This window comes from Bacteroides congonensis (assembly GCF_900130125.1).
Classification (GTDB): Bacteria; Bacteroidota; Bacteroidia; order Bacteroidales; family Bacteroidaceae; genus Bacteroides; species Bacteroides congonensis.
The window spans coordinates 144,089-168,467 of the sequence record NZ_FQXY01000007.1 but is presented as its reverse complement, the minus strand read 5'-3'; the positions used below and the strand labels follow the sequence as shown (position 1 = coordinate 168,467).

17 protein-coding genes are annotated in these 24,379 nt (G+C 43.8%); 8 read left to right on the top strand and 9 right to left on the bottom strand.

Going from position 1 to position 24,379, the window contains the following annotated elements; translation table 11 throughout:
• Position 1 precedes the first annotated feature (1 nt).
• On the top strand, positions 2-1,111 hold the full coding sequence (locus BQ7997_RS02125; protein WP_073343057.1) for an AAA family ATPase: 1,110 nt from the start codon (positions 2-4) through the stop codon (positions 1,109-1,111).
• Between the two features lie 82 nt (positions 1,112-1,193).
• Here the strand turns inward: BQ7997_RS02125 and BQ7997_RS02120 are convergent, their stop codons facing one another.
• Both BQ7997_RS02120 and BQ7997_RS02115 read right to left on the bottom strand, forming a co-directional pair.
• Entirely contained in the window at positions 1,194-1,943 is a 750-nt protein-coding gene (locus BQ7997_RS02120) for a GNAT family N-acetyltransferase (protein WP_073343055.1), read from the bottom strand.
• 616 nt (positions 1,944-2,559) lie between these two features.
• Positions 2,560-4,059: an L-lactate permease gene (locus BQ7997_RS02115; RefSeq protein ID WP_073343052.1), complete on the bottom strand. Its 1,500-nt coding sequence runs from the start codon at positions 4,057-4,059 to the stop codon at positions 2,560-2,562.
• A 258-nt stretch (positions 4,060-4,317) separates the two neighbouring features.
• Between BQ7997_RS02115 and BQ7997_RS02110 the strand changes: the two genes are divergently transcribed.
• From BQ7997_RS02110 to BQ7997_RS25830, 5 genes are all read left to right on the top strand, one after another.
• The gene (locus BQ7997_RS02110; RefSeq protein WP_073343050.1) at positions 4,318-5,862 is read left to right on the top strand and encodes an acyl-CoA carboxylase subunit beta; all 1,545 of its coding nucleotides are present in this window, start codon (positions 4,318-4,320) and stop codon (positions 5,860-5,862) included.
• Positions 5,863-6,017: 155 nt separating this feature from the next.
• Entirely contained in the window at positions 6,018-7,529 is a 1,512-nt protein-coding gene (gene accC / locus BQ7997_RS02105; protein ID WP_022138915.1) for an acetyl-CoA carboxylase biotin carboxylase subunit, read from the top strand.
• A gap of 34 nt (positions 7,530-7,563) precedes the next feature.
• Positions 7,564-8,088 carry a biotin/lipoyl-containing protein gene (locus BQ7997_RS02100; protein ID WP_044654560.1) on the top strand — a complete coding sequence of 175 codons (525 nt, stop codon included), beginning with the start codon at positions 7,564-7,566 and terminating at the stop codon, positions 8,086-8,088.
• Between the two features lie 88 nt (positions 8,089-8,176).
• Positions 8,177-10,534 carry a PAS domain-containing protein gene (locus BQ7997_RS02095; RefSeq protein ID WP_073343532.1) on the top strand — a complete coding sequence of 786 codons (2,358 nt, stop codon included), beginning with the start codon at positions 8,177-8,179 and terminating at the stop codon, positions 10,532-10,534.
• Between the two features lie 229 nt (positions 10,535-10,763).
• A complete protein-coding gene (locus BQ7997_RS25830) occupies positions 10,764-10,982 on the top strand; it encodes a hypothetical protein (protein ID WP_229127341.1) in 219 nt (72 codons plus the stop codon).
• 14 nt (positions 10,983-10,996) lie between these two features.
• Here the strand turns inward: BQ7997_RS25830 and bioD are convergent, their stop codons facing one another.
• The 6 genes from bioD to BQ7997_RS02060 all read right to left on the bottom strand — a co-directional run bounded on the left by bioD (position 10,997) and on the right by BQ7997_RS02060 (position 18,033).
• A complete protein-coding gene (bioD, locus tag BQ7997_RS02085) occupies positions 10,997-11,644 on the bottom strand; it encodes a dethiobiotin synthase (RefSeq protein ID WP_022138911.1) in 648 nt (215 codons plus the stop codon).
• Positions 11,641-12,417 carry a malonyl-ACP O-methyltransferase BioC gene (bioC, locus tag BQ7997_RS02080; protein ID WP_073343045.1) on the bottom strand — a complete coding sequence of 259 codons (777 nt, stop codon included), beginning with the start codon at positions 12,415-12,417 and terminating at the stop codon, positions 11,641-11,643. Before bioC ends, bioD begins: the two co-directional genes overlap by 4 nt.
• A gap of 10 nt (positions 12,418-12,427) precedes the next feature.
• Entirely contained in the window at positions 12,428-13,087 is a 660-nt protein-coding gene (locus tag BQ7997_RS02075) for a DUF452 family protein (protein WP_073343042.1), read from the bottom strand.
• A complete protein-coding gene (locus BQ7997_RS02070; RefSeq protein ID WP_073343040.1) occupies positions 13,084-14,238 on the bottom strand; it encodes an 8-amino-7-oxononanoate synthase in 1,155 nt (384 codons plus the stop codon). The genes BQ7997_RS02075 and BQ7997_RS02070 overlap by 4 nt, the downstream gene beginning before the upstream one ends.
• A gap of 178 nt (positions 14,239-14,416) precedes the next feature.
• On the bottom strand, positions 14,417-16,831 hold the full coding sequence (bioA, locus tag BQ7997_RS02065) for an adenosylmethionine--8-amino-7-oxononanoate transaminase (RefSeq protein ID WP_073343037.1): 2,415 nt from the start codon (positions 16,829-16,831) through the stop codon (positions 14,417-14,419).
• An 86-nt stretch (positions 16,832-16,917) separates the two neighbouring features.
• The gene (locus BQ7997_RS02060; RefSeq protein WP_073343035.1) at positions 16,918-18,033 is read right to left on the bottom strand and encodes a DUF4421 domain-containing protein; all 1,116 of its coding nucleotides are present in this window, start codon (positions 18,031-18,033) and stop codon (positions 16,918-16,920) included.
• A gap of 159 nt (positions 18,034-18,192) precedes the next feature.
• Here BQ7997_RS02060 and BQ7997_RS02055 point away from each other — a divergent pair, with 159 nt between their 5' ends.
• On the top strand, positions 18,193-21,321 hold the full coding sequence (locus BQ7997_RS02055) for a SusC/RagA family TonB-linked outer membrane protein (RefSeq protein WP_073343031.1): 3,129 nt from the start codon (positions 18,193-18,195) through the stop codon (positions 21,319-21,321).
• Positions 21,322-21,335: 14 nt separating this feature from the next.
• Positions 21,336-22,817, top strand: a complete 1,482-nt coding sequence (locus tag BQ7997_RS02050) for a RagB/SusD family nutrient uptake outer membrane protein (protein ID WP_073343028.1) — start codon at positions 21,336-21,338, stop codon at positions 22,815-22,817.
• Between the two features lie 149 nt (positions 22,818-22,966).
• Here the strand turns inward: BQ7997_RS02050 and BQ7997_RS02045 are convergent, their stop codons facing one another.
• The gene (locus BQ7997_RS02045; protein ID WP_044654881.1) at positions 22,967-24,172 is read right to left on the bottom strand and encodes an MFS transporter; all 1,206 of its coding nucleotides are present in this window, start codon (positions 24,170-24,172) and stop codon (positions 22,967-22,969) included.
• Positions 24,173-24,379: the final 207 nt, after the last annotated feature.

Sequence of the window (24,379 nt, the reverse complement as noted above, 5' to 3'; positions counted from 1 at the left end):
TATGGATTGGAAATTGATAGAAGATAAATCGTGTAGCTCACTCGAACAACAGTTCGGGTGGGTGCGCGAAATGAATACCGTTCCGCAGGATACTCGTTATCATGCGGAAGGGAATGTAGCGGTACACACCCGTATGGTGTTGGAAGCATTGCAGCAATCTGCTGCTTATCAGTCTCTTTCTGCTTTGGAGAAAGAAATAGTATGGGCAGCCGCATTGTTGCATGATGTGGAGAAACGTTCGACCTCTGTGGATGAGGGAGAGGGGAGAGTGTCTGCCAAAGGACACGCCCGGAAAGGAGAATATACTGCCCGTACTATTTTATATCGGGATTGTCCTGCTCCCTTCCGTATTCGGGAACAGATTGCGTCTTTAGTTCGTTATCATGGGGTACCTATTTGGATAATGGAAAAGCCGGATTCTGTAAAAAAGCTCTGCGAGGTTTCTTTACGGGTGGATACTTCATTATTGAAAATGTTGTCCGAAGCCGATGTCAGGGGACGTATCTGTGACGATAAAAAAGAGTTGTTGGAAGCTGTGGAACTATTTGAAATTTTCTGCCGCGAACAGGATTGTTGGAACAAACCGAGAGAGTTTGCCACTGATTATGCACGCTTTCATTACTTCCATACAGAAGGCGGTTATATTAATTATATCCCTCACGAACAGTTTAAATGTGAAGTCACGATGTTGTCAGGGCTTCCGGGAATGGGGAAAGATTATTATATCCAATCTTCCGGCATGGATATGCCGGTGGTGAGCCTGGATGCCATTCGTCGGAAGCACAAATTGAGTCCTACGGATAAATCAGCGAACGGGTGGGTAGTGCAAACGGCAAAGGAAGAAGCACGGACGTATCTTCGTAAAGGGCAGGATTTTGTTTGGAATGCAACAAATATTACCCGTCAGATGCGGGCGCAACTGATAGACTTGTTTGTGGATTATGGCGCAAGAGTGAAGATTGTATATCTGGAACAACCGTATCACATTTGGCGTCAACAGAATAAGAGCAGGGAATATGCACTTCCCGAATCTGTACTGGATAAGATGCTGGATAAACTGGAGGTTCCCTTGTTGACGGAAGCGCATGAAGTGGTGTATCATGTGGTATAGTCAAGGAGTATTATACTCCGGCTTTTCAAACTATTCGCAAATCAATTTGCAGGATATTAGGAGAAAAGCCGGAGTTATCTATTTATTTCTTGAGTATTCTCTTTAAATAGTCGGTATTCGTTAAGTTCACTGTTTCGAAAACACCTTTATAAAACACGGCGAAGTTATTGAATACGCAAGGTAACTCCTTTGCTTTTTGTAGCGTATCCACTTGGATGAAAGATACAGGAACGTCATTTGTTTCACAATACTGTTTTATTCTGTCAATGTATTGAGAGATATAAGGGCATTGCATATCATGATAAATCGTCAACTCTTTGTTTTCAATTTCTAGCTTCTTGGCGTTTGGCGCAAACTTGGGTGTTGTTCCGTCAAAAGAGAGAGCAAGCAATTCATATCCATTATCAGTAGTATCGACAACTTTGAAGCCGAACTTCCTGGCAAATGCCTGGTCAGAAAGCCAGTTCTTTTGTTTTTTTGCCCCAAGCATACAAACACCGGATTTACCTTTCTCTTTCGCATCAGCCAGACAATACTCCATAAGCGATTTCCCATACCCTTTTCCTTTGGGACTACCCAGTACCCATAAGCAATACAGATAATAATAGTTGTCGCCGACAATAGGAACCCAAGCTGTTTCGAGAGGAGCATATTCAATAAAAACCGTAGCTTTTGCATTTAATTTTCTAAAGACATGACCTTCGTTGAGCCGGTCGGAAAGCCATTGGCGTTTGGCATCAATACCCGGATGAGACTTCTTGCTGCGGATAATGCAACATAAATGTTCGTTGGCAAGGTTTTCATTCGTCAGGTTTATAAAATCAGTATTCATGTGTACGTTTGTTTTAAGTTTGGACATTATAAATAAGTAAGATGTAATTGAGACTGTCTATCATTGTTGATTGATTATGAATACAAATGTAGCGAATTTATGTGATATTAATAACCTTATCGTTGACTATCCTTTTCCTTTAATTCTTTCTAGGAACAGATAAATCAAAAACACCTATTTGAATATGAGGCAATATTCCTTCATCTTTTGTTGCAAAAGCCGATGGATAGGTCGATATAGGGTGAAGGGGGAACTCCTTCACCTACTTTTCACCAGTGTGTCCGTTTTGTGAATCTAAAGCTATGCTTTAGAGAGTGTAAAGCATAGCTTTAGCCTGCCTAAAACGATGCTTTTCAAAAGTCAAAGAGTTTGTTTCAATCATTTAGCGTCTTTAAAATAAATATCCCAATGTTTGTTTCAACTATCAAGAAGAAAATATGGAAGCTATGAGCATAATAAATTTAGCTATAAGCATATTCCGATTTGCTATAATGAAAAATAGATTTGCTATAATGAAATCGGGAGTGAACTCCCGGTGAAGGACTGCCCTTCACCCGCAAATACTGATGAACAGGGAAAGGTGAAGGGGGAATACAAAGTTTACCTAAAGGCGATACTAACTGAAAATATAGACGATAATTCCTGTAATTACCACATAAGCTAATGCGTACGGAATAGCTGCTTTCAGGATTTCACCCTCTTTGCCCTGCTGGTTTCCGGCAGAAGTGGCGATGGCGATGCTTTGCGGGGAGATAATCTTACCGCCCGTAGCGCCTACCGTATTTGCAGCAGAGAGCCAATCGGGGCTGACATGAATTTGTCCCGCTACACTTGCTTGCAGTTTGCCGAAAAGGATATTGGATGAGGTGTCGCTTCCGGTAATAAATGTACCGAGACAACCGATGACTGGTGCGAATAGCGGATATAAACTTCCCGTAGCAGTGGCGAGTGCCGTGGCAATAACGGCAATCATTCCCGAAGCGTCCATAATGGTGGATAATCCAACCAGGCAGATAACCGTGACGAAAGTCTTTTTCAACTGTTTTACCGTATTCCAAAGTACGATGAACAAGTCCTTTACTTTTGCTCCCTGTATCAATCCGCCGATGAAAGTACCCACGAAAAGCAATACTCCCGCATGAGTCAGCCATGAAATCGTATAATTTACGGTGGAAGCATTGACAGGCAGGCTGATTCTCGTTATCCAGTTATTCTCTAATGTGTGGCGCAATCCCGGAAATAGCGGGCTTGTGAGAATAATAAGGAAGAGAATAAGCAAGTAAATGCTCCATGCATTCAGAATATCTTTCGTCTTCAACGAGCTTTTCTGTGCCTTTTCTTCTTTGGATGCAGTCAGTTTGCCATAAAGAACGATGACGATGATAGACAGGATACTTCCGATGATAGCCGGAGATTCCGCTCCCATATATCTGGCTGCGAGGTATTGGCTGGCTAAAGAAACACTGCCTACCAATAAAGCCAGAAACAGATTTTTGGGGAGTGATTTCAGTTTGGGGTCGGTAAGGAAAAGCAGTACAAGCGGAATAAGGAACATGAGTACTGATAATTGCAGTACGACGTTGGTACTAAGATTCAAAACATCCAGATTCGTCTCCTTTGCCAGTACGAGCACCGGAGTTCCGATAGCCCCGAAAGCGGTAGCTACACTATTCGCTATCAGGCTGACCGTGGCCGAGAATATCGGCTTGAACCCCAGACTGATAAGAATCGCTGCCGGAATGGCAACTGCCGTACCGAATCCCGCCATCGCTTCCAACAATCCCCCGAATCCCCAAGTCAATAGCAATACTTGAATACTCTTATCAGTGGAAATGGAAGCAAACTGCTGTTTTATAATCTCCATTTTTTCTGTTTTCAGTAATACGTTGTAACTGAAAATTGCCATCAGTATAATGATTAAAATAGGGGAGACTGCTTTTAACGCTCCATATAAAAAGGAATAAAACAAATTATCCACAGAAAAGGCAAAGCCGAAAAGCGCAATCAGCATGGTTACAACTAAGGAAATGATACTACTTTTGTCGCCCGACATTTTGAAGAATGCCATTAATATGATTAATAACAATACCGGAATGATAGCAAGAATCAAGGTCATAGTGTTCTGGTTTTAAAAAGTGAGACGTTCATTTGTTATGAGTATAACAAACAAACGCCTCACTTGGGTCGATGCGGTAAATAGATTTTTCTATTTATTTTTTGCTGATAAATTATGTTTAAAGACATAAACGCTAACATTTTCGGAATATCGTACGTTTATTATATAAAAGTGCCTTTGTGTAATCAATGTGACAACATTTTAATTTATAACGGGCTATTTTTATGCACACATACATCTTTAAATAAATTCAAGCCTATGAAAGAGCTTATCAAGAACCTGGAAGAACTGAACAGAAAAGCAGAAAAAGGTGGCGGAGACGCCCGCATTGAAAAACAACATTCCGTGGGCAAGCTGACTGCCCGTGAACGTATCGATTTACTTTTGGAGAAAGGTTCGTTTATCGAACTGGACAAGTTGGTAACCCATCGCTGTACCGATTTCGGCATGGAGAAGCAGAAATTTGCCGGTGATGGGGTAGTGACGGGCTATGGCATGATTGGTAAACGGCTGGTTTATGTCTTTGCGCAGGATTTCACGGTCTTTGGCGGTGCCTTGTCCGAGACGCATGCCAGGAAAATCTGCAAAGTGATGGACATGGCGATGCAGATGGGAGCTCCTGTCATCGGGCTGAACGATTCCGGTGGCGCACGTATCCAGGAGGGAGTCCGTTCCTTGGCGGGATATGCCGAGATATTTCTTCGCAATTCCATGGCATCGGGAGTTATTCCGCAGATTAGCGCGATAATGGGCCCTTGTGCCGGTGGCGCTGTTTATTCTCCCGCACTGACGGATTTTATCCTGATGGTGAAGAATTCGGGATATATGTTTATTACCGGCCCCGATGTTGTGAAAAGTGTGACGCAGGAGGAAGTCAGTAAAGACGACCTTGGCGGGGTGGGTGTTCATATGACCAAATCCGGCGTAGCCCATCTTTCTGCCGAAAATGACATTGAATGTATCAACTATATCCGTGAACTGATTTCCTATCTTCCCGGAAATAATATGGAAGAACCGCCGTTTGTAGCTACCAGCGACTCGCCGACCCGCCTGACGCCGGAACTTTCTATACTTATTCCCACCAATCCGAACCAACCTTATAATATAAAGGAGATGATTGAAGCCGTAGCCGATGATAATAGCTTCTTCGAGTTACAGGCGGAATTTGCGGCGAATATCGTCACCGGATATATCCGGTTGAACGGAAAGACAGTGGGAGTGGTTGCCAACCAGCCGTTGGTGCTGGCAGGTACATTGGATATTAATGCTTCTATCAAAGCGGCTCGTTTTGTCCGCTTCTGCGATGCTTTCAATATTCCTCTGCTGACACTGGTCGACGTTCCGGGATTCCTGCCGGGAGTAGACCAGGAGTACGGTGGAATCATCCGTAACGGTGCGAAATTACTTTATGCCTATTGTGAAGCTACCGTGCCCAAAGTTACAGTGATTACCCGTAAGGCATACGGCGGCGCTTATGACGTGATGAGTTCCAAACATATCCGCGGAGATGTGAACCTGGCTTTCCCGACTGCCGAGATTGCTGTTATGGGGCCGGACGGTGCAGTAAATATCTTGTTCAGGAAAGAGATAGAAAAGTCGCAGACACCGGATGAGAAACGGAAAGAACTTCAGGATGATTACCGCGAAAAGTTTGCCAATCCTTACCGGGCGGCGGAACTGGGATATGTGGACGAAGTAATCGACCCGGCAGTCACCCGCCTGCGCTTGATTCGTAGTTTCGAGATGCTTGCTAATAAGCGCCAGTCCAATCCGCCCAGGAAACATTCCAACCTACCGCTTTAGGTTTGTTTGTGGATTAAATTTAGGCACGGATTACACGGATTTCACGATTGCTTTATGTGGTAACCTTTATTCTAAAAAACGTGTAATCCGCGTAATCCGCGCCTAATATAATTTAATTGCTCTTTTAAGTTTTTACTTCTAAAAAGAAAAAGATTATGATAAAGAAAATATTAGTAGCCAACCGGGGGGAGATAGCTATGCGTATCTTCCGTACATGCCGGGTGATGAATATCTCGACGGTGGCTGTTTATACACACGTTGACCGCGGGGCTTTGCACGTCCGTTATGCGGAAGAAGCCTATTGCATATCCGAGTCGCCCGAAGACACTTCCTATCTGAAACCGGAATTGATATTGGCGATTGCCAAAAAGACCGGAGCAGCCATTCATCCGGGATATGGTTTCCTGTCGGAGAATGCGGACTTTGCCCGTCGCTGCGAAGAAGAAGGAGTGATTTTCATCGGGCCAAGTGCGGATATTATTTCCAAGATGGGAATTAAGACGGAAGCGCGTAAGATAATGCGTGAAGCCGGGCTGCCGATTGTTCCGGGGACAGAGACTCCTGTGCAGGGAATTGAGGAAGTGAAGAAAGTGGCCAACGAAGTGGGGTATCCTATCATGTTGAAAGCACTTGCAGGGGGCGGGGGAAAAGGGATGCGCCTCGTACGCTCCGAAGAAGAAGTGGAAACGGCACTTCGCCTGTCACAGTCCGAAGCGGGCACGTCGTTTGGCAATGATGCCGTCTATATCGAAAAGTACATAGAGAATCCGCACCATATCGAGGTGCAGATTATGGGAGATAAATATGGGAATGTGGTTCATTTGTACGAACGCGAATGTTCCATCCAGCGCCGTAATCAGAAGGTGATAGAAGAAAGCCCTTCGCCTTTCGTGAAAGAAGAGACGAGAAAGAAGATGCTGAAAGTGGCGGTGGAAGCCTGTAAGAAAATAGGTTATTATAGTGCCGGGACACTGGAATTTATGATGGATAAAGACCAGAATTTCTACTTTCTTGAGATGAATACCCGTTTGCAGGTAGAGCATCCGGTGACGGAAGAATGTACGGGCGTCGACCTGGTGCGTGATATGATAACCGTTGCCGCCGGAAATCCGTTGCCCTACAAGCAGGATGATATTCAGTTTAGCGGAGCCGCTATCGAATGTCGTATTTATGCGGAAGACCCGGAGAATAATTTTATGCCTTCTCCCGGTGTGATTACGGTGCGCGAAGCTCCCGAAGGACGTAACCTGCGTCTGGACAGTGCCGCTTATGCCGGATTTGAAGTTTCTTTGCATTATGACCCGATGATTGCGAAACTCTGTTGTTGGGGGCGTACCCGTGCTTCGGCCATCTCCAATATGGCGCGTGCTTTGCGTGAATATAAGATACTCGGAATCAAGACCACCATTCCTTTCCATCAGCGTGTATTGAAAAATGCTGCTTTCCTGAAAGGCGAATATGATACTACGTTCATTGATACGCGTTTTGATAAGGAAGACTTGAAGCGTCGCCAGAATACAGACCCGACGGTAGCGGTCATTGCTGCCGCAGTGCGCCATTACGAAAGGGAGAAAGAAGCGGCTTCACGTGCTACGACTCTGCCGGTAGTAGGAGAATCGCTTTGGAAGTACTACGGTAAGTTGCAGATGACTGCCAACAATTATTAAACGAAAAGTTGAAAACTAAAAAACGAGGATCCATATGGGTACAACATTAGCTACATATTATGCCAGGCTTCAGGATATGCCGGATAGCGAATATAAGGTGGAAATCCTGGAAGACGGGCCAATCAAGAAGATTGCGGTCAACGGTAAAATATACGAGGTCGATTATAACATGGGCGGTGACTCCATTCATTCGATTATTATCGACCATCACTCGCACGGAGTACAGATTTCTCCTTCTTCCAATAATTCTTATACGATTATGAATAAGGGGGAATTGTATCAGATTGAGTTGCAGGGAGAGATGGAGAAGATACACAACGCCCGTTCGGCTGCCGAATCAGTAGGTCGCCAGGTGGTACAGGCACCGATGCCGGGAGTCATACTGAAAACGTATGTGAAGAGAGGGGACAGCGTGAAACGCGGTGACCCGCTTTGCGTACTGGTAGCCATGAAGATGGAGAACGAAATACGCTCGGTGACGGACGGTGTTGTAAAAGAAGTTTTCGTGGAAGACGGCATGAAGGTGGGATTGAATGACCGAATTATGGTGATTGAATGATTCTTGGAAAATAAATAGGGATTTTGCGTACTTATCTGCAAGAAAATATTTACTTTTGGCAGATAAGTACGTATTTATCCCTTATACCATGAGCAGTGAACAAACAAAAGAGGCATTAGTAGAGGAATTGGAGAGGCTTAAAAAAGAAAATGAGCAACTTCGGAAAGAACTTTTAATTCTGAAACAAAAGAAAGGGGAAGGTAACCCTGTTAGCTTTAAGGAAAAATATGCTGTAAAGATACTGGACTCTTTACCGGATATGTTGACAGTCTTTAATCACAAGGAAGTGGGGATTGAAGTTGTGTCCAGCGAAGAAACCAATCACGTCGGAGTGACAAACAAGGATTTCGTGGGAATGCACATGTGTGATATGGTGCCCCCGGAAGCTTATCAGAACATACATTCCAATATGTGTCATGCGATTACTACGGGAAACGTTTCGGCTGCGCACCATGAATTGGATTTTAATGGCAAGCATCATTATTACGAAAACCGTATTTTCCCGTTGGATAAGGAATATGTGTTGATTATGTGCCGTGATATAACGGAAGGAGTGGCTACGCAAAGGCAACTGGAAGTATTCAAGAGTGTACTCGATAAAGTGAGTGACAGTATTCTTGCCGTGGCGGAAGACGGGACACTGGTGTATGCCAACAAACAATTTATAGAAGAATACGGAGTTACCGGGGAGATTGGTACACAAAAGGTATATGACCTGCCTGTTTCTATGAAAACGAAAGAGGCATGGGAAAAACGGCTTCAGGAAATACGTGATAATGAGGGTAGTTTTGCTTATCGTGCCGCGTATGTGCGTGTGGGTGACGATAAGAAAAGGATTCATCAGGTGTCTACTTTCCTTATTCATGAGAATGACCAGGAGCTTGTCTGGTTCTTTACCCAGGATATTACGGATGTGATAAGGAAACGGGACGAGCTTCGCGAACTGAACCTGTTATTGGATGGTATCTTGAATAATATCCCTGTTTACCTGTTTGTGAAAGATCCGGAAGATGATTTCAGATATTTATATTGGAACAAGGCTTTTGCCGACCATTCCGGCATCCCTGCTTCCAAAGCGATAGGGTATACGGACTTTGAGATATTCCCCTTGCATGAGGATGCGGAAAAGTTTCATAAGGATGATTTGGAATTGCTTCGCACTCATAAGCGTATTGATATGCAGGAAACTTATCTGACGGTTGCGGGAGAAGCACGTATCGTGCAGACGCTGAAAGCGCTTGTTCCGATGGAAGGGCGTGAACCGTTATTGATTGGTATCTCCTGGGATATCACCAACCTTCAGAATATTGAGCAGGAACTTATCAAGGCGCGGATTAAAGCTGAACAGTCTGACCGATTGAAAAGTGCTTTCCTGGCCAATATGAGCCATGAGATACGGACACCGCTCAATGCGATTGTCGGTTTCTCACAATTGCTGCCTGCTGCTGATACTGCCGAGGAAAAGAAGCTTTATTCGGATATTATCAATCAGAATTCGGACATTTTGTTGCAGCTTATTAATGATATATTGGACTTGTCGAAGATAGAAGCGGGTACATTGGAGTATGTGAAACGTCCGATGAATCTCGGTGAAGCGTGCCGGACGATTTATACGGTTCATAAGGAACGTGTGAAAGAAGGGGTGAATCTTATCTTTGATAATGGAGAGGAAGACCTGCTGATGGAAGGTGACCCGAACCGTATCATGCAGGTGATAACGAATTTTATCACCAACGCAAGTAAGTTCACCTATACGGGTGAGATTCGATTTGGCTTTGAGCGGATGGATAAGAAGATTCGTGTATATGTGAAGGATACGGGAATCGGGATAGAACCGGAAAAGGTAGACCATATCTTCGACCGTTTTGTCAAACTGAACAGTTTTGCGCAAGGCACTGGTTTGGGACTTTCCATCTGCCGGATGATTATTGAAAAGATTGGCGGAGAAATAGGCGTGAACTCCGAACTGGGTAAAGGCTCGACTTTCTATTTTACAATACCTTGTGAAGAAGTTGGAGAGCGGGAGCAACTTTTCAAAATTACCAAGACGGAAGCTGAAAATAATCCGGTAAATTCTTCGCGACAGGTAAAGAGGATTTTAGTTGCCGAAGATGTAGAAAGTAATTTCATCCTGCTAAAGAATTTAATAGGAAAAGAGTATACCTTACTTTGGGCAAAAGATGGATTTGAAGCCGTGGAAATGTATAAGCAGTATCATCCTGATTTAATCCTGATGGATATAAAAATGCCGCGCATGAATGGTTTGGAAGCTACTCATATCATCCGTACTTATTCTAAAGAGATTCCTATTATTGCGTTGACGGCTTATGCTTTTGAAACGGATAAGGAACTGGCTTTAGAAGCCGGCTGCAATGATTTTGTGACGAAACCGATTTCGGAAAAGGCATTACGAAGAGCGTTGGATAAACATTCGGTCACAGATTGATGGGTTTATGCGACAGAAGAGGAAGCGAAAGGTAATAAAAAAGCCCCCGAAGAAGAAATATATTCAGAAACCTGAACGTAAGGAGTCTTTTTGGTCTGGATATTCTATTGGTATAATTGTTTTCTCTGTTGTGTTGTTGATGTTTGTCTTGTTAAATAATTCTTCGTCTCCGCAAAACTATGATAAGGAGACTGTGGGAAATATCGTAAGCCATAAGTCTAAATATAATATGACACAAGGAAGAACAGGTGGTAGTGTTTCCTATTACCTTGTTATTCATTTTCAGTATATGGTTGGAGACAAACACTATTCTAATAAGGTTTCTTTAGGCTATACAAGAGAGAATATCCCTTTTATACAAAAGATAAAGGATTATGGCTCTATGTATCCCGTAAAGGTTACATATGACAGCCATAATCCGCAAATAAGTAGGATTGTTGTTGAGTGAAATAACTTATGCGGCTACTCTTTTATTTCCGGAATCAATATAAACTTCGTATCCGGGAAATGTTTTTTCAACCAGTTTTGAATAAAGTTCATCGTATCATTCTGAATCGTTTTATCCTTTACGGTAGGATACATATTATAAAGTACAGTATCCAGTACAATACCACGTTTTTGTATGGCTTCGAGACTAAGTAGGGTATGATTGATACTTCCCAATTTGCCGGAAGTAACAAAGATAAGCGGATAATTTTCTTGGGCAATGTAGTCTATTGTCAGAAGCTCTGTCGTTAATGGAACCATTAAACCGCCTGCGCCTTCGAGCAGGACATAATCATATCGTTCACTCAATTCTTCCGTAGCACGTTTGATTTTGCCGAAGTCAATGGGGCGGTTATCCAGTTGGGAAGCGAGATGCGGAGAGGCAGGATAAGAGAAAATTTCCGGCATAGTCAGTCCTTCCTTGTCTTCTTCTGTAAAAGGGATTCCCATAATACGACGATGCAGGTCTATATCTTCGGAATGACCGACATTTCCTGTTTGGATGAACTTTTGAGTAATGGTACGTTGTCCGTTCTTGTTCCATTCACGAGCTAAAAAACCGGTGGCATAGCTTTTTCCGGCATCAGTGTCGATACCGCTTACGAAATATACATTCTGTTTCATACTTCTTTCTTTTTTGCGATGATATAAATAGGGTGATAGGTCAGGGACACAGAAGTGCCCTGTGTGAATTCTTGTGTATAACGTTCACTAAATAATTGCAAGTCACGACGCGTCCGCAGTTGTCCGGAAGATTGACCGGATATTCCGGTTACTCCTGTAACTCCTGTTTGCTTCAAATGATAAAGCACTTTTATAGGATTGTCGAACGAAAGAGGAATAAGCTCTTCTTCCGAATGAAGTATATCAAAGTGGGACGACAAGGCTGTTACAAGTTCTTCCCGTGAACGATAAGGAAGGCTGTTTCCTGTTAACTCGCGTATCTCCTTCATATTCTCTTTCCCAAAAGTGCTGAAAGCGAAGTAACCTTGCTTATTGAGTAATGCATTACATCTCTTGAAAAAGTTTTCGGGAGATTCGAACCATTGTAGGGCAGAACAGGAAGTTATCAATGTACTTTCAGCAGGAAAGGGAGCTGTTTCCGCATCTCCCGGAAGAAAGGAAACCTGTTTCTTTTTTAATAAATCCTCGCAACAATATTTCATCTCCGGACAAAGGTCATTCAACAAGAGTTCTTCCGGGCAAAGAGTTTGAAGTAGCATACGGGAATAAATTCCCGTGCCGCAACCGAACTCAATCACTTTCGAGCAGGGGGAAGATATATGTTCCGTAAGCAGGCGAATCATTTTATCTGCTATCTGTCGCTGCACGTTTGCTTCCTGCGGATAGGTGGGAATGGCTTTAGAGAAACGTTCGGCAATTAGTTGTTTATCCATAAATCAATAATTAGTTGATTTGCATGATTACGTTATCAAAAAGTTCCATTTGATAGTGGGCGGCTTCTGCATATTCAAGGGAATCCACTTTGTTTCTCCATGCCAGCCATTGGTTATCCGGTAGGAAGATACGGTCGTTCTTTCCTATGATGGCTTTTTGCCATGTAAAGTCCGAAGGGGGTAATGACAGATATTGCTGTTGTATGGCAGCTAATTCCTCTTTGAGTTCTTCGACCGTACGTTGGGGAGCTACGGTTTGAAAGACTTTGTGATCGGCTATTGAACCACACATTCGTCTTTGAAACTTTTGCAGGGATTGGTCGTTCAATCCTTGCAGGGTTCCTTCAAAGATGGCAGGTGCAATTCCTTTCGTTTCGTGTATAGGATAAGGAGTGCCATTGATAGCGATACTTTGAGAGAGGGGCAGGGCAGGATATTGTTTCATTATCTGAGAAGCTGCCCATACTCCCATTGACCAGGCGATGAGACTGATTTCGGAATACTCTTGCAAGATGCCGGCATCAAACTCCAACGAACGATAATCATAACAAATCATCCAATCCCTATCGGTCGGGTGAATTTGAAGGAAAGGAGTTTCATCCATTCCCCAACCTGCGAAGAAAAGTAATAGATGCTTTTGGTTATTCTTTATGATAAAATGCTGTTTCATTCGTTTATCAGTTTTATGAGTTGGTCGATTTCATGTTCGGTGATGTCTGCTGTCAATGAGAAGCGGATGCGTGAAGTCCCTTCGGGAACCGTAGGCGGACGTACCGGCAATGCGTAGAATCCTTTGCGTTGAATTTCTTCTGCTTTGCATATGGCATCTTCACTTGCTCCGACAATCATGGGAACAATATGGCTTACTGAGGGGCAATTGTATCCTTTGTCGGCAAGCGCAGTCTTTAGTTTGTTACTGATTCGCAGTAAATGAGTTCTCTTCTGTTGGAGAGCGGGCAGATGTTTTAATATCCACGAAGTCCATTGAATATTTATGGGCGGAAGGGCTGTTGTGAATATAAATGTGCGCATCTTGTTGATTAGATATTCCCGGATAACTTGTCGGCAGACAATGTAGGCGCCTGTTGAGGCTATCGCTTTACCGAATGTTCCTATCAGAAAGTCTATATCATTGATGCAGTCTTGTTCTTCAGCGCATCCTAATCCGTTCTCGCCCCGTACGCCGAAGGCATGGGCTTCGTCTACATAAAGAAGAACGTTGGAATAATTCTTTTTCAATTGGACGAGAGCGCGAAGGTCGGCTTCATCTCCGTCCATGCTGAAGATGCTTTCGGTGACAATAATGATTTGCCCATACACGTTGTGATTCTCAGAAATCAATCGTTGTAACTGGGATAAATCATTGTGACGATACCGGATACATTTCGCGGATGACAATCTGATTCCGTCTATCAGACTGGCATGTACCAGTTTGTCCGCAAGAATCAATGTTTGCGCATTGCTGACGGCAGGAAGAATCCCTGTATTGGCATGATAACCACTATTAAAAATGAGTGCGCTTTCTACTCCGAACATAGCTGCCAGTTGTTGTTCCAACGCTTGATAATCGGAAAAATTACCTGTCAGCAACCGGGAAGAAGAGGAACTAGGCAGAAAGGTTTCGGGAGTAATTGTCTTTAAGAATTCCTCTCTTAATGATACATCATTAGCCAGTCCGAGATAATCGTTGGAAGAGAGATTCAACATTCGTTTCCCGTTCAGAATAACATCCCGTCCATCGTGGACAAGTGGCGGGAGAGAACGATAGTTCTTCTTTTCTTTTAGAACAAGAAGTTCCTGGTTTATATTGTTTATAATCATATATTGTTCTTTTATAGCTAAATGATAATTTTTTAGCAGACAGACTAATAAATTTCTTTTTAGACATAAGAACAAAAGATGAAACAGTAGTAGTTTAATGACTAGTAGAAATAATTTTCCAAACGCAGCCTTTATGTTCTTTTGTTCTTATGTCTAAATCGAATTCTCATTTATGAAACTATATTTTCTTTATTATTTTCAATAATCCGGAAGTCAATTTACTTAGTTGTTCGGAAGTAATAATGAAAGGCGGCATCAGATAAACCAACTTTCCGAATGGACGTACCCAAATACCTTCTTCGACAAAGCGTTGTTGCATAGTTGCCATATTCACCGGACGCTTCATTTCAATGACTCCGATTGCCCCTAGTATCCTTACATCAGCTACTTGTGGCAACTCCTGTGCAGGCGCCAATTCTTCTTTTAATTGAGCTTCGATTCGTTTCACATTCTCCTGCCAACCGGATTCAATCAGCAAGCGGACAGATGCGCAAGCCACCGCACAGGCGAGTGGATTTCCCATAAAGGTAGGCCCGTGCATAAATGCTCCCGGTGCATGGTTGGAGATGGTATCTGCCACCTGATTACTTGCCAAAACCGCAGAAAGCGTCATATATCCGCCGGTCAATGCCTTTCCGATACACATAATATCCGGTTCTACTCCGGCGTGTTCCCAGGCGAAAAGTTTGCCTGTTCGTCCGAATCCCGTTGCTATTTCATCGAAGATGAGAAGAAGTCCGTGTTCCCGGCAGAGCTTTTCCGCTTCGCGCAGGTATTGCGGATGATAAAACCACATACCACCTGCTCCCTGCACAATCGGTTCAAGAATCAGTGCCGCTAATTCTTCCGAATGTTTTTCAATCGTCTCCTGCAAAGGGACAATATCTTCAGGATTCCACTCCCCGTCAAAACGGGAAACCGGAGCCGGAACAAAATGGCGGACAGGAAGCGCCGAGCCGAAAAGACTGTGCATTCCCGTCACCGGGTCGCAGACGGACATGGCATTCCAGGTATCTCCGTGATAACCGGAACGGATAGTCACGAAATTATTCTTATCGGGTTTTCCTGCTGCGTACCAGTATTGTACAGCCATTTTCAAGGCAACTTCAACAGCTACCGAACCGGAGTCTGCATAGAATATCTTTTGCATGGACGGCGGAACTAACGGTAATAGCAATTTTCCCAATTCGATAGCGGGGTCATGTGTCAATCCACCGAACATCACATGAGACATCTTGTCCAACTGCTCTTTGGCCGCCTGGTTCAATGCCGGATGATTGTATCCATGCACGGCACACCACCAGGATGACATTCCTTCAATAAGTGTCCGCCCGTCTTCAAGGGTAATGGTAGCGCCATCCGCCCGTTTTACTTTATAAACAGGAAGCGGGTCGGTAGTAGAAGTATAGGGATGCCATATATGTTCGCGGTCGAACTGTGAACTTGCAAAATGATAACCTTCTTCCTGAATCATCTTCTTGTCTTCCGAAACTTTAGAGCCGAGTGTCGTCAGCAAGTCACCTACAATAGCCGAATTAATTCCGATATACAATGCCTTGTGCATCGCTTCAGACGAGAGTTGCGAACGTCCGCCGGCAAAACGTAGAAAAGCCGTCGGATTGATGAAACGGAACAAGGCAATTGTCCTGAGGATTTCTTCTTCACTTAGAGGCTTTTCGTTTTCCAACGGTGTTCCGGGTATCGGGCTTAATAGGTTGATAGGAATGGACTGGACGTTCAGTTCTTCCAAAGTGAAAGCGAATTCTATCCGTTGTTCCATTGTTTCTCCCATACCGATAATGCCACCGCAGCAAATGTCCATTCCTACACGGCGGGCAGCATCAAGAGTCGCAAGTTTCTGCTCCTGTGTGTGCGTGGAGCAGAGCGTTGAAAAGTAAGAAGGTGCAGTTTCCAGATTGCAGTGATAGCGGGTTACGCCGACTTCATGCAGAGAACGCAGTTCTTCTTCGTTGAGTAAACCCAGTGAAGCGCAAAGTTGAATTGACGAATGTCGCCGCATATGGCGGACTGTATCACAAAGTTGGGTAATCTGTTTGGGAGAAGGTTTCCGGCCGCTGGTGACGAGGGAGAAACGGTTGACGTCCTGGGCTTCATTGTATTTTGCCTGTCGGAGACATTCTTCAGCGGGTAGGAGGTCGTAGACTTCGGCTTGCGTTTTGTAGTGAGAGGATTGTGCACACCATTTACAGTTCTCCGGGCATCTGCCGGACTTGGCGTTGATGATGGAACACATGTCGAATTCGTGCGAAGCACGTGCGACGGTAATCTCATGCGCGGCGGCATAAAGCGCCTCGCTGTCGGCCATGTTGGCGAGCCAAGCGGCTTGGTCGGGTGATATGTCTACGCCTGCCAACACTTGGTCTTTAATTTCTTGAAGTGTCATAAATGTATGATAAGGGATAGTTTGTGCAGCATTCTGCTTGCGAAGGGCAACGTCCACTACATTGATATGCAGATGACCGATTTGGAATTCACGTCCCATACTCGCAAAAGCGGCGTAATTCTTTCTGCCCCAGTAACGGAAGCGGGAAAGAAGGGTGCGTGTGGTCTGTATGTGGCGTTGTTGCTTCATTGATTTTTTACTTTTTGTTCCATAGAACGCGGCAAATGTACAAAGATTCTTTGGATAAGCAAACTGTTTGGCGGTTTCTGATATTTCTACTTCGATTTCTTTTTCCTGTATTCCTTGCGCAGATTGAAGTTGAATCCGGCATATATCTGAAGAGTTCCGAAGCCATTGTCCAAAGAGAAATTATTGCGATGGTAATTGTAGTTTTTCCCGACGAAAGAGGAACCTACGAAATACTTTCCGTTATTATAGACCACGCCTGCACGGAGCAGGAAATCGAGATTAAACTTACTGTACCATTGTTTTCCTTCGTGGGTTTCCGCGTCTACGTCAGAGGCTTTGTAGGCAATGGCGGGAGTGAGAGAAATACAAGCCAGGCAGTTGCGTGCGAATACCCAGTTGTAGGCATAGCCGAAACTGATATTGGCATTGGTATATTTTATCTTATTGACTTTCATGCCGGGATTCATTCTTTCCTGTATATATTCCGGCAATTGCAGATAATCAAAGTCGAGGTTGTGTTTGGAGATAGAGAAACCTGCGATGAATGTTCCTGCATTGCGCCGTTGATTGGTCGACTGGCTGAAAGCGGCAGGATAAGAGAACTTCCGGTTGTTGAATATATAATATAGATTCAGCCCTTTGATATCTACTTTCAGTCCGTTGAAGTTTTCGGAATAATTGGAAGGAATCTCGTCATAGAATCCTCTGATTTTATGAATCTTATAATTATTGCCCGTACGGCGGTAGAAGATATCCACCCCTAGCTTGGAGCTATAAAGACTTAAATCAAACTCTGTCCCTCTGTTCTTCCGGTTTGTCTTCCGATAAATATCATCGACATCGACAGACCATCCCAGGAAAATCCATCTCCAACCGAAGTACAATCCAATCTTGTTGTGCGGATTAGGAGAGAAGCTAAGTTTCTGAGGTTGGGGAAGTTCACTGGTGACCGAGTAATATTCAAAGTTGCTGAAATGGGTAACCATCAGCGCATAATTATATCGGTTGGGACTGATGTAGAGCGTATCGAAATCACTGAAATTCATGAATTTCTTGATAGCTCTCTTGAAAGCACTTGGTTTGGCGATGTTTGACGAATCTCCCTGCACACTGTCGGCTACGGAAATATTCTCCTTTCCAGGCTGTGCCTGTAAGGAGAGTGACAATAACAGGGAAATATATAAAACAATCTGTCTTACCATGCGATTCTTCGTGGCCGTTATGAATGTCTTTGGTTTCACGAATGTACTACCTTTCGTTGATTTATACTAGCAATCTTCTAAAAAATGTTTCGTTTCCTAAACAAAAAACTTCTATATACTGTTAGTACAGCTAGCAAATAAATATTAAGCCACAAAATTATGAGAATCTATTTACGTTTATTAGCAGCGTCTTTTCTGCTTCTTGCAGGAAATATATTGTATGCGGAAGCACAGCAGGAGAAGCGCGTGACAGGTACGGTGACCTCTGAAGGAGAGCCCTTGCCTGGTGTATCTGTACAATTGAAAGGAGCATCTTCAGGCACAATCACCGATATGGATGGAAATTACTCTGTCGAAGCTCCGGCTACCGGCACTTTGGTATTCCGCTTTGTAGGGATGCGCACAGTAGAACAACCGATAAACAACCGGAATGTGATAAATGTTGCCCTGGAATCAGAAAGTAAAGAACTGGACGAGGTGATGGTAGTAGCGTATGCCACCGCCAAGAAATATAGTTTTACCGGAGCTGCTTCGACCATGAAGGCGGGGGAAATTGAAAAGTTACAGACTTCCAGTGTATCGCGTGTACTGGAAGGTACGGTGTCCGGTGTGCAGGCAAGTGCGGCAAGCGGTCAGCCGGGTACGGATGCTGAAATCCGTATTCGTGGTATCGGTTCTATCAACGCTTCCAGTGCTCCGCTTTATGTAGTGGACGGCGTCCCGTTTGATGGGAGTGTGAACTCCATCAATCCCGATGACATATCTTCGATGACTGTTCTGAAAGATGCCGCGTCTGCCGCCTTGTACGGTTCCCGTGGCGCGAATGGTGTGATTATTATCACTACCAAGCAAGGTGAACAGAACTCGAAAGCAACGGTAAAAGTGAAAGCATCTTTAGGAGGTTCCAACCGCGCAGTCCGCGACTACGACCGTGTCAGCACCAACCAATATTTTGAATTATATTGGGAAGCACTTCGTAATCAATATGCCAAAAGCTCTGACTACACATCGGCAACTGCCGCAGCACAGGCTTCCAAAGATTTGGTTACGAAATTAATGGGTGGAGGGCCTAACCCTTACGGCCCGCAATATGTACAACCGGTCGGTACAGACGGTAAACTGATAGAAGGTGCCCGCCCGTTATGGGATTCTGATTGGAGTGACGCTATGGAGCAACAGGCACTTCGCACAGAACTGAACCTGAGTGTTTCCGGTGGTGGAAAAGCCAATCAATATTTCTTCTCCGCCGGATATCTGAATGACAAAGGTATCGCCCTCGAATCCGGTTATCAACGTTTCAACTTGCGTTCCAATATTACCAGTGAAATAACTTCCTGGCTGAAAGGCGGTGTCAACTTGAGTTTTGCCCATTCCATGCAGAACTATCCGGTTTCTTCCGACTCCAAAACGAGTAACGTGATTACAGCCGGACGTACCATGCCGGGTTTTTATCCGATTTATGAGATGAATACCGACGGCAGTTACAAACTGGATGAAAGCGGAGACCGTATTTACGATTTCGGTTCGTATCGCCCTTCCGGTTCTATGGCTAACTGGAACTTGCCCGCTACTTTGCCCCTGGATAAGTCGGAACGTATGAAAGATGAAGTTTCCGGCCGTACTTTTCTGGAAGCTACGATTATCGAAGGATTGAAATTCAAGACAAGTTTCAACTTCGATTTGATTAACTATAATACATTGGACTATACGAACCCCAAACTAGGCCCGGCTAAAGAAAACGGCGGCGGTGTCAGCCGGATGAATACCCGCACTTTTTCCTGGACATGGAATAATATTGTCACTTATGACAAGACGATTGGCGAACATCATTTCAATGTCCTTGCCGGTATGGAAGCATATTCTTATCGTTATGATGAACTGACTGCGTCACGTTCTAAAATGGCGCAGCCCGATATGCCGGAACTGGTAGTCGGATCACAGTTGACCGGTGGTTCGGGATATCGCATCGACTATGCGCTGGTCGGTTATCTTACCCAACTGCTCTACGACTATCAGAATAAATATTTCTTCTCGGCATCTTACCGTCGCGACGGTTCTTCACGTTTTGCGCCGGAGACGCGTTGGGGAAACTTCTGGTCATTGGGTACTTCCTGGCGTATCGACCGTGAAGAGTTTATGGCAAGCACTTCCGACTGGCTGTCTGCCCTGACTCTAAAAATGAGCTACGGTGCACAGGGAAATGATAACCTCGGCACTTACTACGCAAGCAAGGGACTTTATAGTATCGTCTCCAATTTGGGCGAGAACGCATTAGTCTCCGACCGTATGGCAACTCCGAACCTGAAATGGGAAACGAACCTGAACTTTAACGTCGGTATTGATTTCTCTCTGTTTAACAACCGCTTCTCCGGTTCGTTCGACTTCTTTACGCGCCGTTCGAAAGACTTGCTTTATTCCCGTCCGATAGCTCCCTCTTTGGGATATGGTTCTATTGACGAGAATGTAGGAGCTTTGAAAAATACGGGTATAGAACTGGTACTTAACGGAACGATTATCAACCAGAATGGTTGGGTATGGAAACTGGGTATGAACCTCACTCACTATAAGAATAAGGTGACAGACCTTCCATTGAAAGACATGCCGCAAAGTGGTGTGAACAAGCTCCAGGTAGGTCGCTCTGTTTATGATTTCTATATGAAAGAATGGGCAGGCGTAGACCCTGAGAATGGTGACCCATTGTGGTATATGGACGAGGAAGATGCCAACCACAACCCGACAGGAAAACGTATCACCACCAATGATTATGCTTCGGCAGATTATTATTACGTCAACAAATCATCTCTTCCGAAAGTATATGGCGGATTCAATACATCACTTTCCTGGAAAGGATTCGACCTCTCTGCCATCTTTGCTTACAGCATCGGCGGATATATCTACAACCGTGATATTACAATGATTCTGCATAACGGTAGTTTGGAAGGACGTGATTGGTCGACAGAAATTCTGCGGCGTTGGACACCGGAAAACCGGGATACCGATGTTCCTGCCTTGAGTACAACTTCTAATAACTGGAACTCGGCATCCACTCGCTTCTTGCAAAACAACTCCTATATGCGATTGAAGAACCTGACGCTCTCTTACAATTTACCCAAGCAATGGATTAGTAAATTGTCATTGAGTAGTGTGCAGGTATATGTGCAGGGAGATAACTTATTTACTATCCACCGGAATCAGGGATTAGACCCTGAGCAGGGAATTACGGGTATTACTTATTACCGCTATCCGGCTATGAGAACCATTTCCGGAGGTATTAACGTTGCTTTCTAAATTCAGACTAAATTATGAGAAAAATAAAAATACAATCTATTCTAGCAGCCGTTGCCACTCTCTTTTTGGCAGCGGGTTGTAGCAGCAGCTTTTTGGATACAGACCCGACAGATGCAGTAAGTTCCGAAAAAGTGCCTGTGCCCGAAAATGCGGAAGCGCTTGTGAACGGTGCCTGGTATAATCTGTTCGATTATTCAAGTACTTATGCCAATATCGGTTATCGTGCACTTCAGTGTCAGGATGATATGATGGCAAGTGATGTTGTTTCCCGTCCGAAATATGGGTTCAACTCTTCCTATCAGTTCAACGACGTGGCTATTTCTTCAAACAATAGAACGGAGTTTGCCTGGTATCTGATGTATAAAACGATAGATAACTGTAATACTGCTATTTCCATCAAAGGGGATTCGGAAGAACTCCGTCGGGCGCAGGGACAGGCATTAGCTTTACGTGCTTTCTGCTACCTGCATCTGGTACAACATTACCAGTTTACTTATTTGAAGGATAAAGATGCGCCTTGTGTTCCTGTTTATACAGAACCGAGTAATAGTTCAACAGTACCGAAAGGAAAATCGACAGTAGCGCAGGTTTACCAGCTTATTTTCGACGACTTGACTTTGGCGAAGGACTATTTGAAAAACTATGTCCGCAGCGGTGATAATCAGAAGTTCAAACCGAATGTAGCAGTAGTCAACGGACTTTTGGCTCGCGCTTACTTGCTGACCGGACAATGGGAAGAAGCGGCAAAAGCTGCCGAAGCCGCCCGTGAAGGATATTCTCTGATGACAACTACTGCCGAATACGAAGGATTTAATAATATCTCCAATAAGGAATGGATATGGGGATTCCCTCAAATACCTTCCCAATCGGATGCAAGTTATAATTTTTACTATTTGGATGCTACATACGTTGGAGCTTACAGTAGTTTCATGGCAGACCCTCATTTGAAAGATACTTTTATCGAGGGTGACATTCGTTTGCCTTTGTTTCAGTGGATGCGTGAAGGATATTTAGGATATAAGAAATTCCACATGCGTGCGGACGATACGGCTGATTTGGTCTTGATGCGTTCTGCTGAAATGTATCTGATTGAAGCTGAAGCGAAAGTCCGTGATGGCGTAGCATTGGAGCAGGCTGTAGCGCCTTTGAATACATTGCGCAATGCCCGTGGAGTAGGGGATTACGATGTGACGGGAAAATCACAGGATGATGTAGTCAACGAAATTCTGATGGAGCGCCGTCGTGAACTTTGGGGAGAAGGCTTCGGTATTACTGATGTACTCCGTACCCAAAGAGCCGTAGAACGTACTGCTTTGTCGGATGAAATACAGAAAACAGAAGTGGACTGTTGGCAAGAAGGCGGTAGCTTTGCCAAACGGAATCCATTAGGACATTGGTTCCTTCGTTTCCCGGACGGCAAAGCGTTTACAGTGAACAGCACTTATTATCTATATGCTATCCCACAAAAAGAAATAAACGCTAACCCTAACCTATAAATATAAATAGATAACTCTCTTAATTTTTTTGACTTTGACCTTAACTTGTAGACCGGTATACGTCGTGACGACGCATACCGGTCGTTTTTTTATCTCCAATTAAATATGTTAATATAATGCGCTTTGCTTCGCTTTATTTATATAGATTTCTATCCAATCTTTTTCTTCTTCAAATTCGGCAAAAAGAATGTGACCAATCCCAGTAGCGGCATATAAGCACATATATTATATACATATTCAATACTCGTTTTATCCGCTAAATTACCGAGTACGGCAGATGCTACACCAGCCACCCCGAATGCAAATCCAAAGAATAACCCTGATATTAATCCGAGTTTGGTAGGAAGCAATTCCTGTGCATAAAGCAATATGGCGGGAAAAGCGGAAGAAAGCATCAATCCCACACAGAAACTAAGGATAATAGTCCACATCAGATTAGCATGCGGCATAAGTAAACTGAACGGGGCCGCTCCCAAAATTGAAGCCCAAATAACATACTTCCGACCGATACGGTCACCTACCGGCCCACCAATCAGCGTTCCGATAGCAGTAGCAACTAAGAAAATAAATAAATATAGCTGCGAATCCTGTACCGTAACATTGAATTTATGAATCAGATAGAATGTATAATAACTGGTCAGACTCGCCATATAGATATATTTCGAGAAAATCAATATCAATAATATACCGATAGTAATAGCCGTTTTATCCATAGGCAGCGGAAGATGAACCGGAGTTTTTATACTGACGGTTTGAGCCTTCATCCGGTTCAGATAAGATTTATACCATTTGCAAATCGGATACATGACTCCGATAGCTGCAACCGCTACAAATGCAAATATGAAAAGATGCTGTCTTCCATAAGGGGCAACGAGCAAAGCTACCAATAAAGGGCCTAGCGAACCACCAAAGTTTCCACCTACCTGAAAAAGTGACTGTGCCAATCCCCGCTTGCCACCAGAAGCAAGGAACGTGATGCGGGAAGCTTCCGGGTGAAGCACCGAAGAACCGATTCCGATTAAGAACACAGATAACAATATCCAATACAGATTATCGGAAAATGCCAAGCTTGCCAAACCAACCATTGTAAAGCTCATTCCGATAGGCAACGACCATGCAACGGGATATTTATCAAAGATAATTCCGGTAATCGGTTGAAAGACTGAAGCCGAAAGCTGATAAACCAGTGTGATAAGACCGATTTGCGCAAAACTCAATCCTAAATCATCTTTGAATAGCGGATAAGCAGCTGATACAACGGACTGTAAAAGATCATTGAGACAGTGTGAAAGACTTAATGCGATTAAGATGGAAAATGTAATTTTTCCTACGGGTTGTTCCTGATTTTGTACCATGATACCTATTTCTTTAGAAGTGTTCCTGAAAAATTGGCTGCAAAGGTACGCAAACTTTCCCGTTTCTCTAAAACTAAGGATTGTAAATTGTCGTTAATTCAGTTTTGAGTTGCTGAACTATTCTCCATACCTGCTGTTGTTAAATCAAAAAGGAGGATAATATGAGCTTTATTGGGTATATAATTTATTTTTAATCTAAAAAACTGA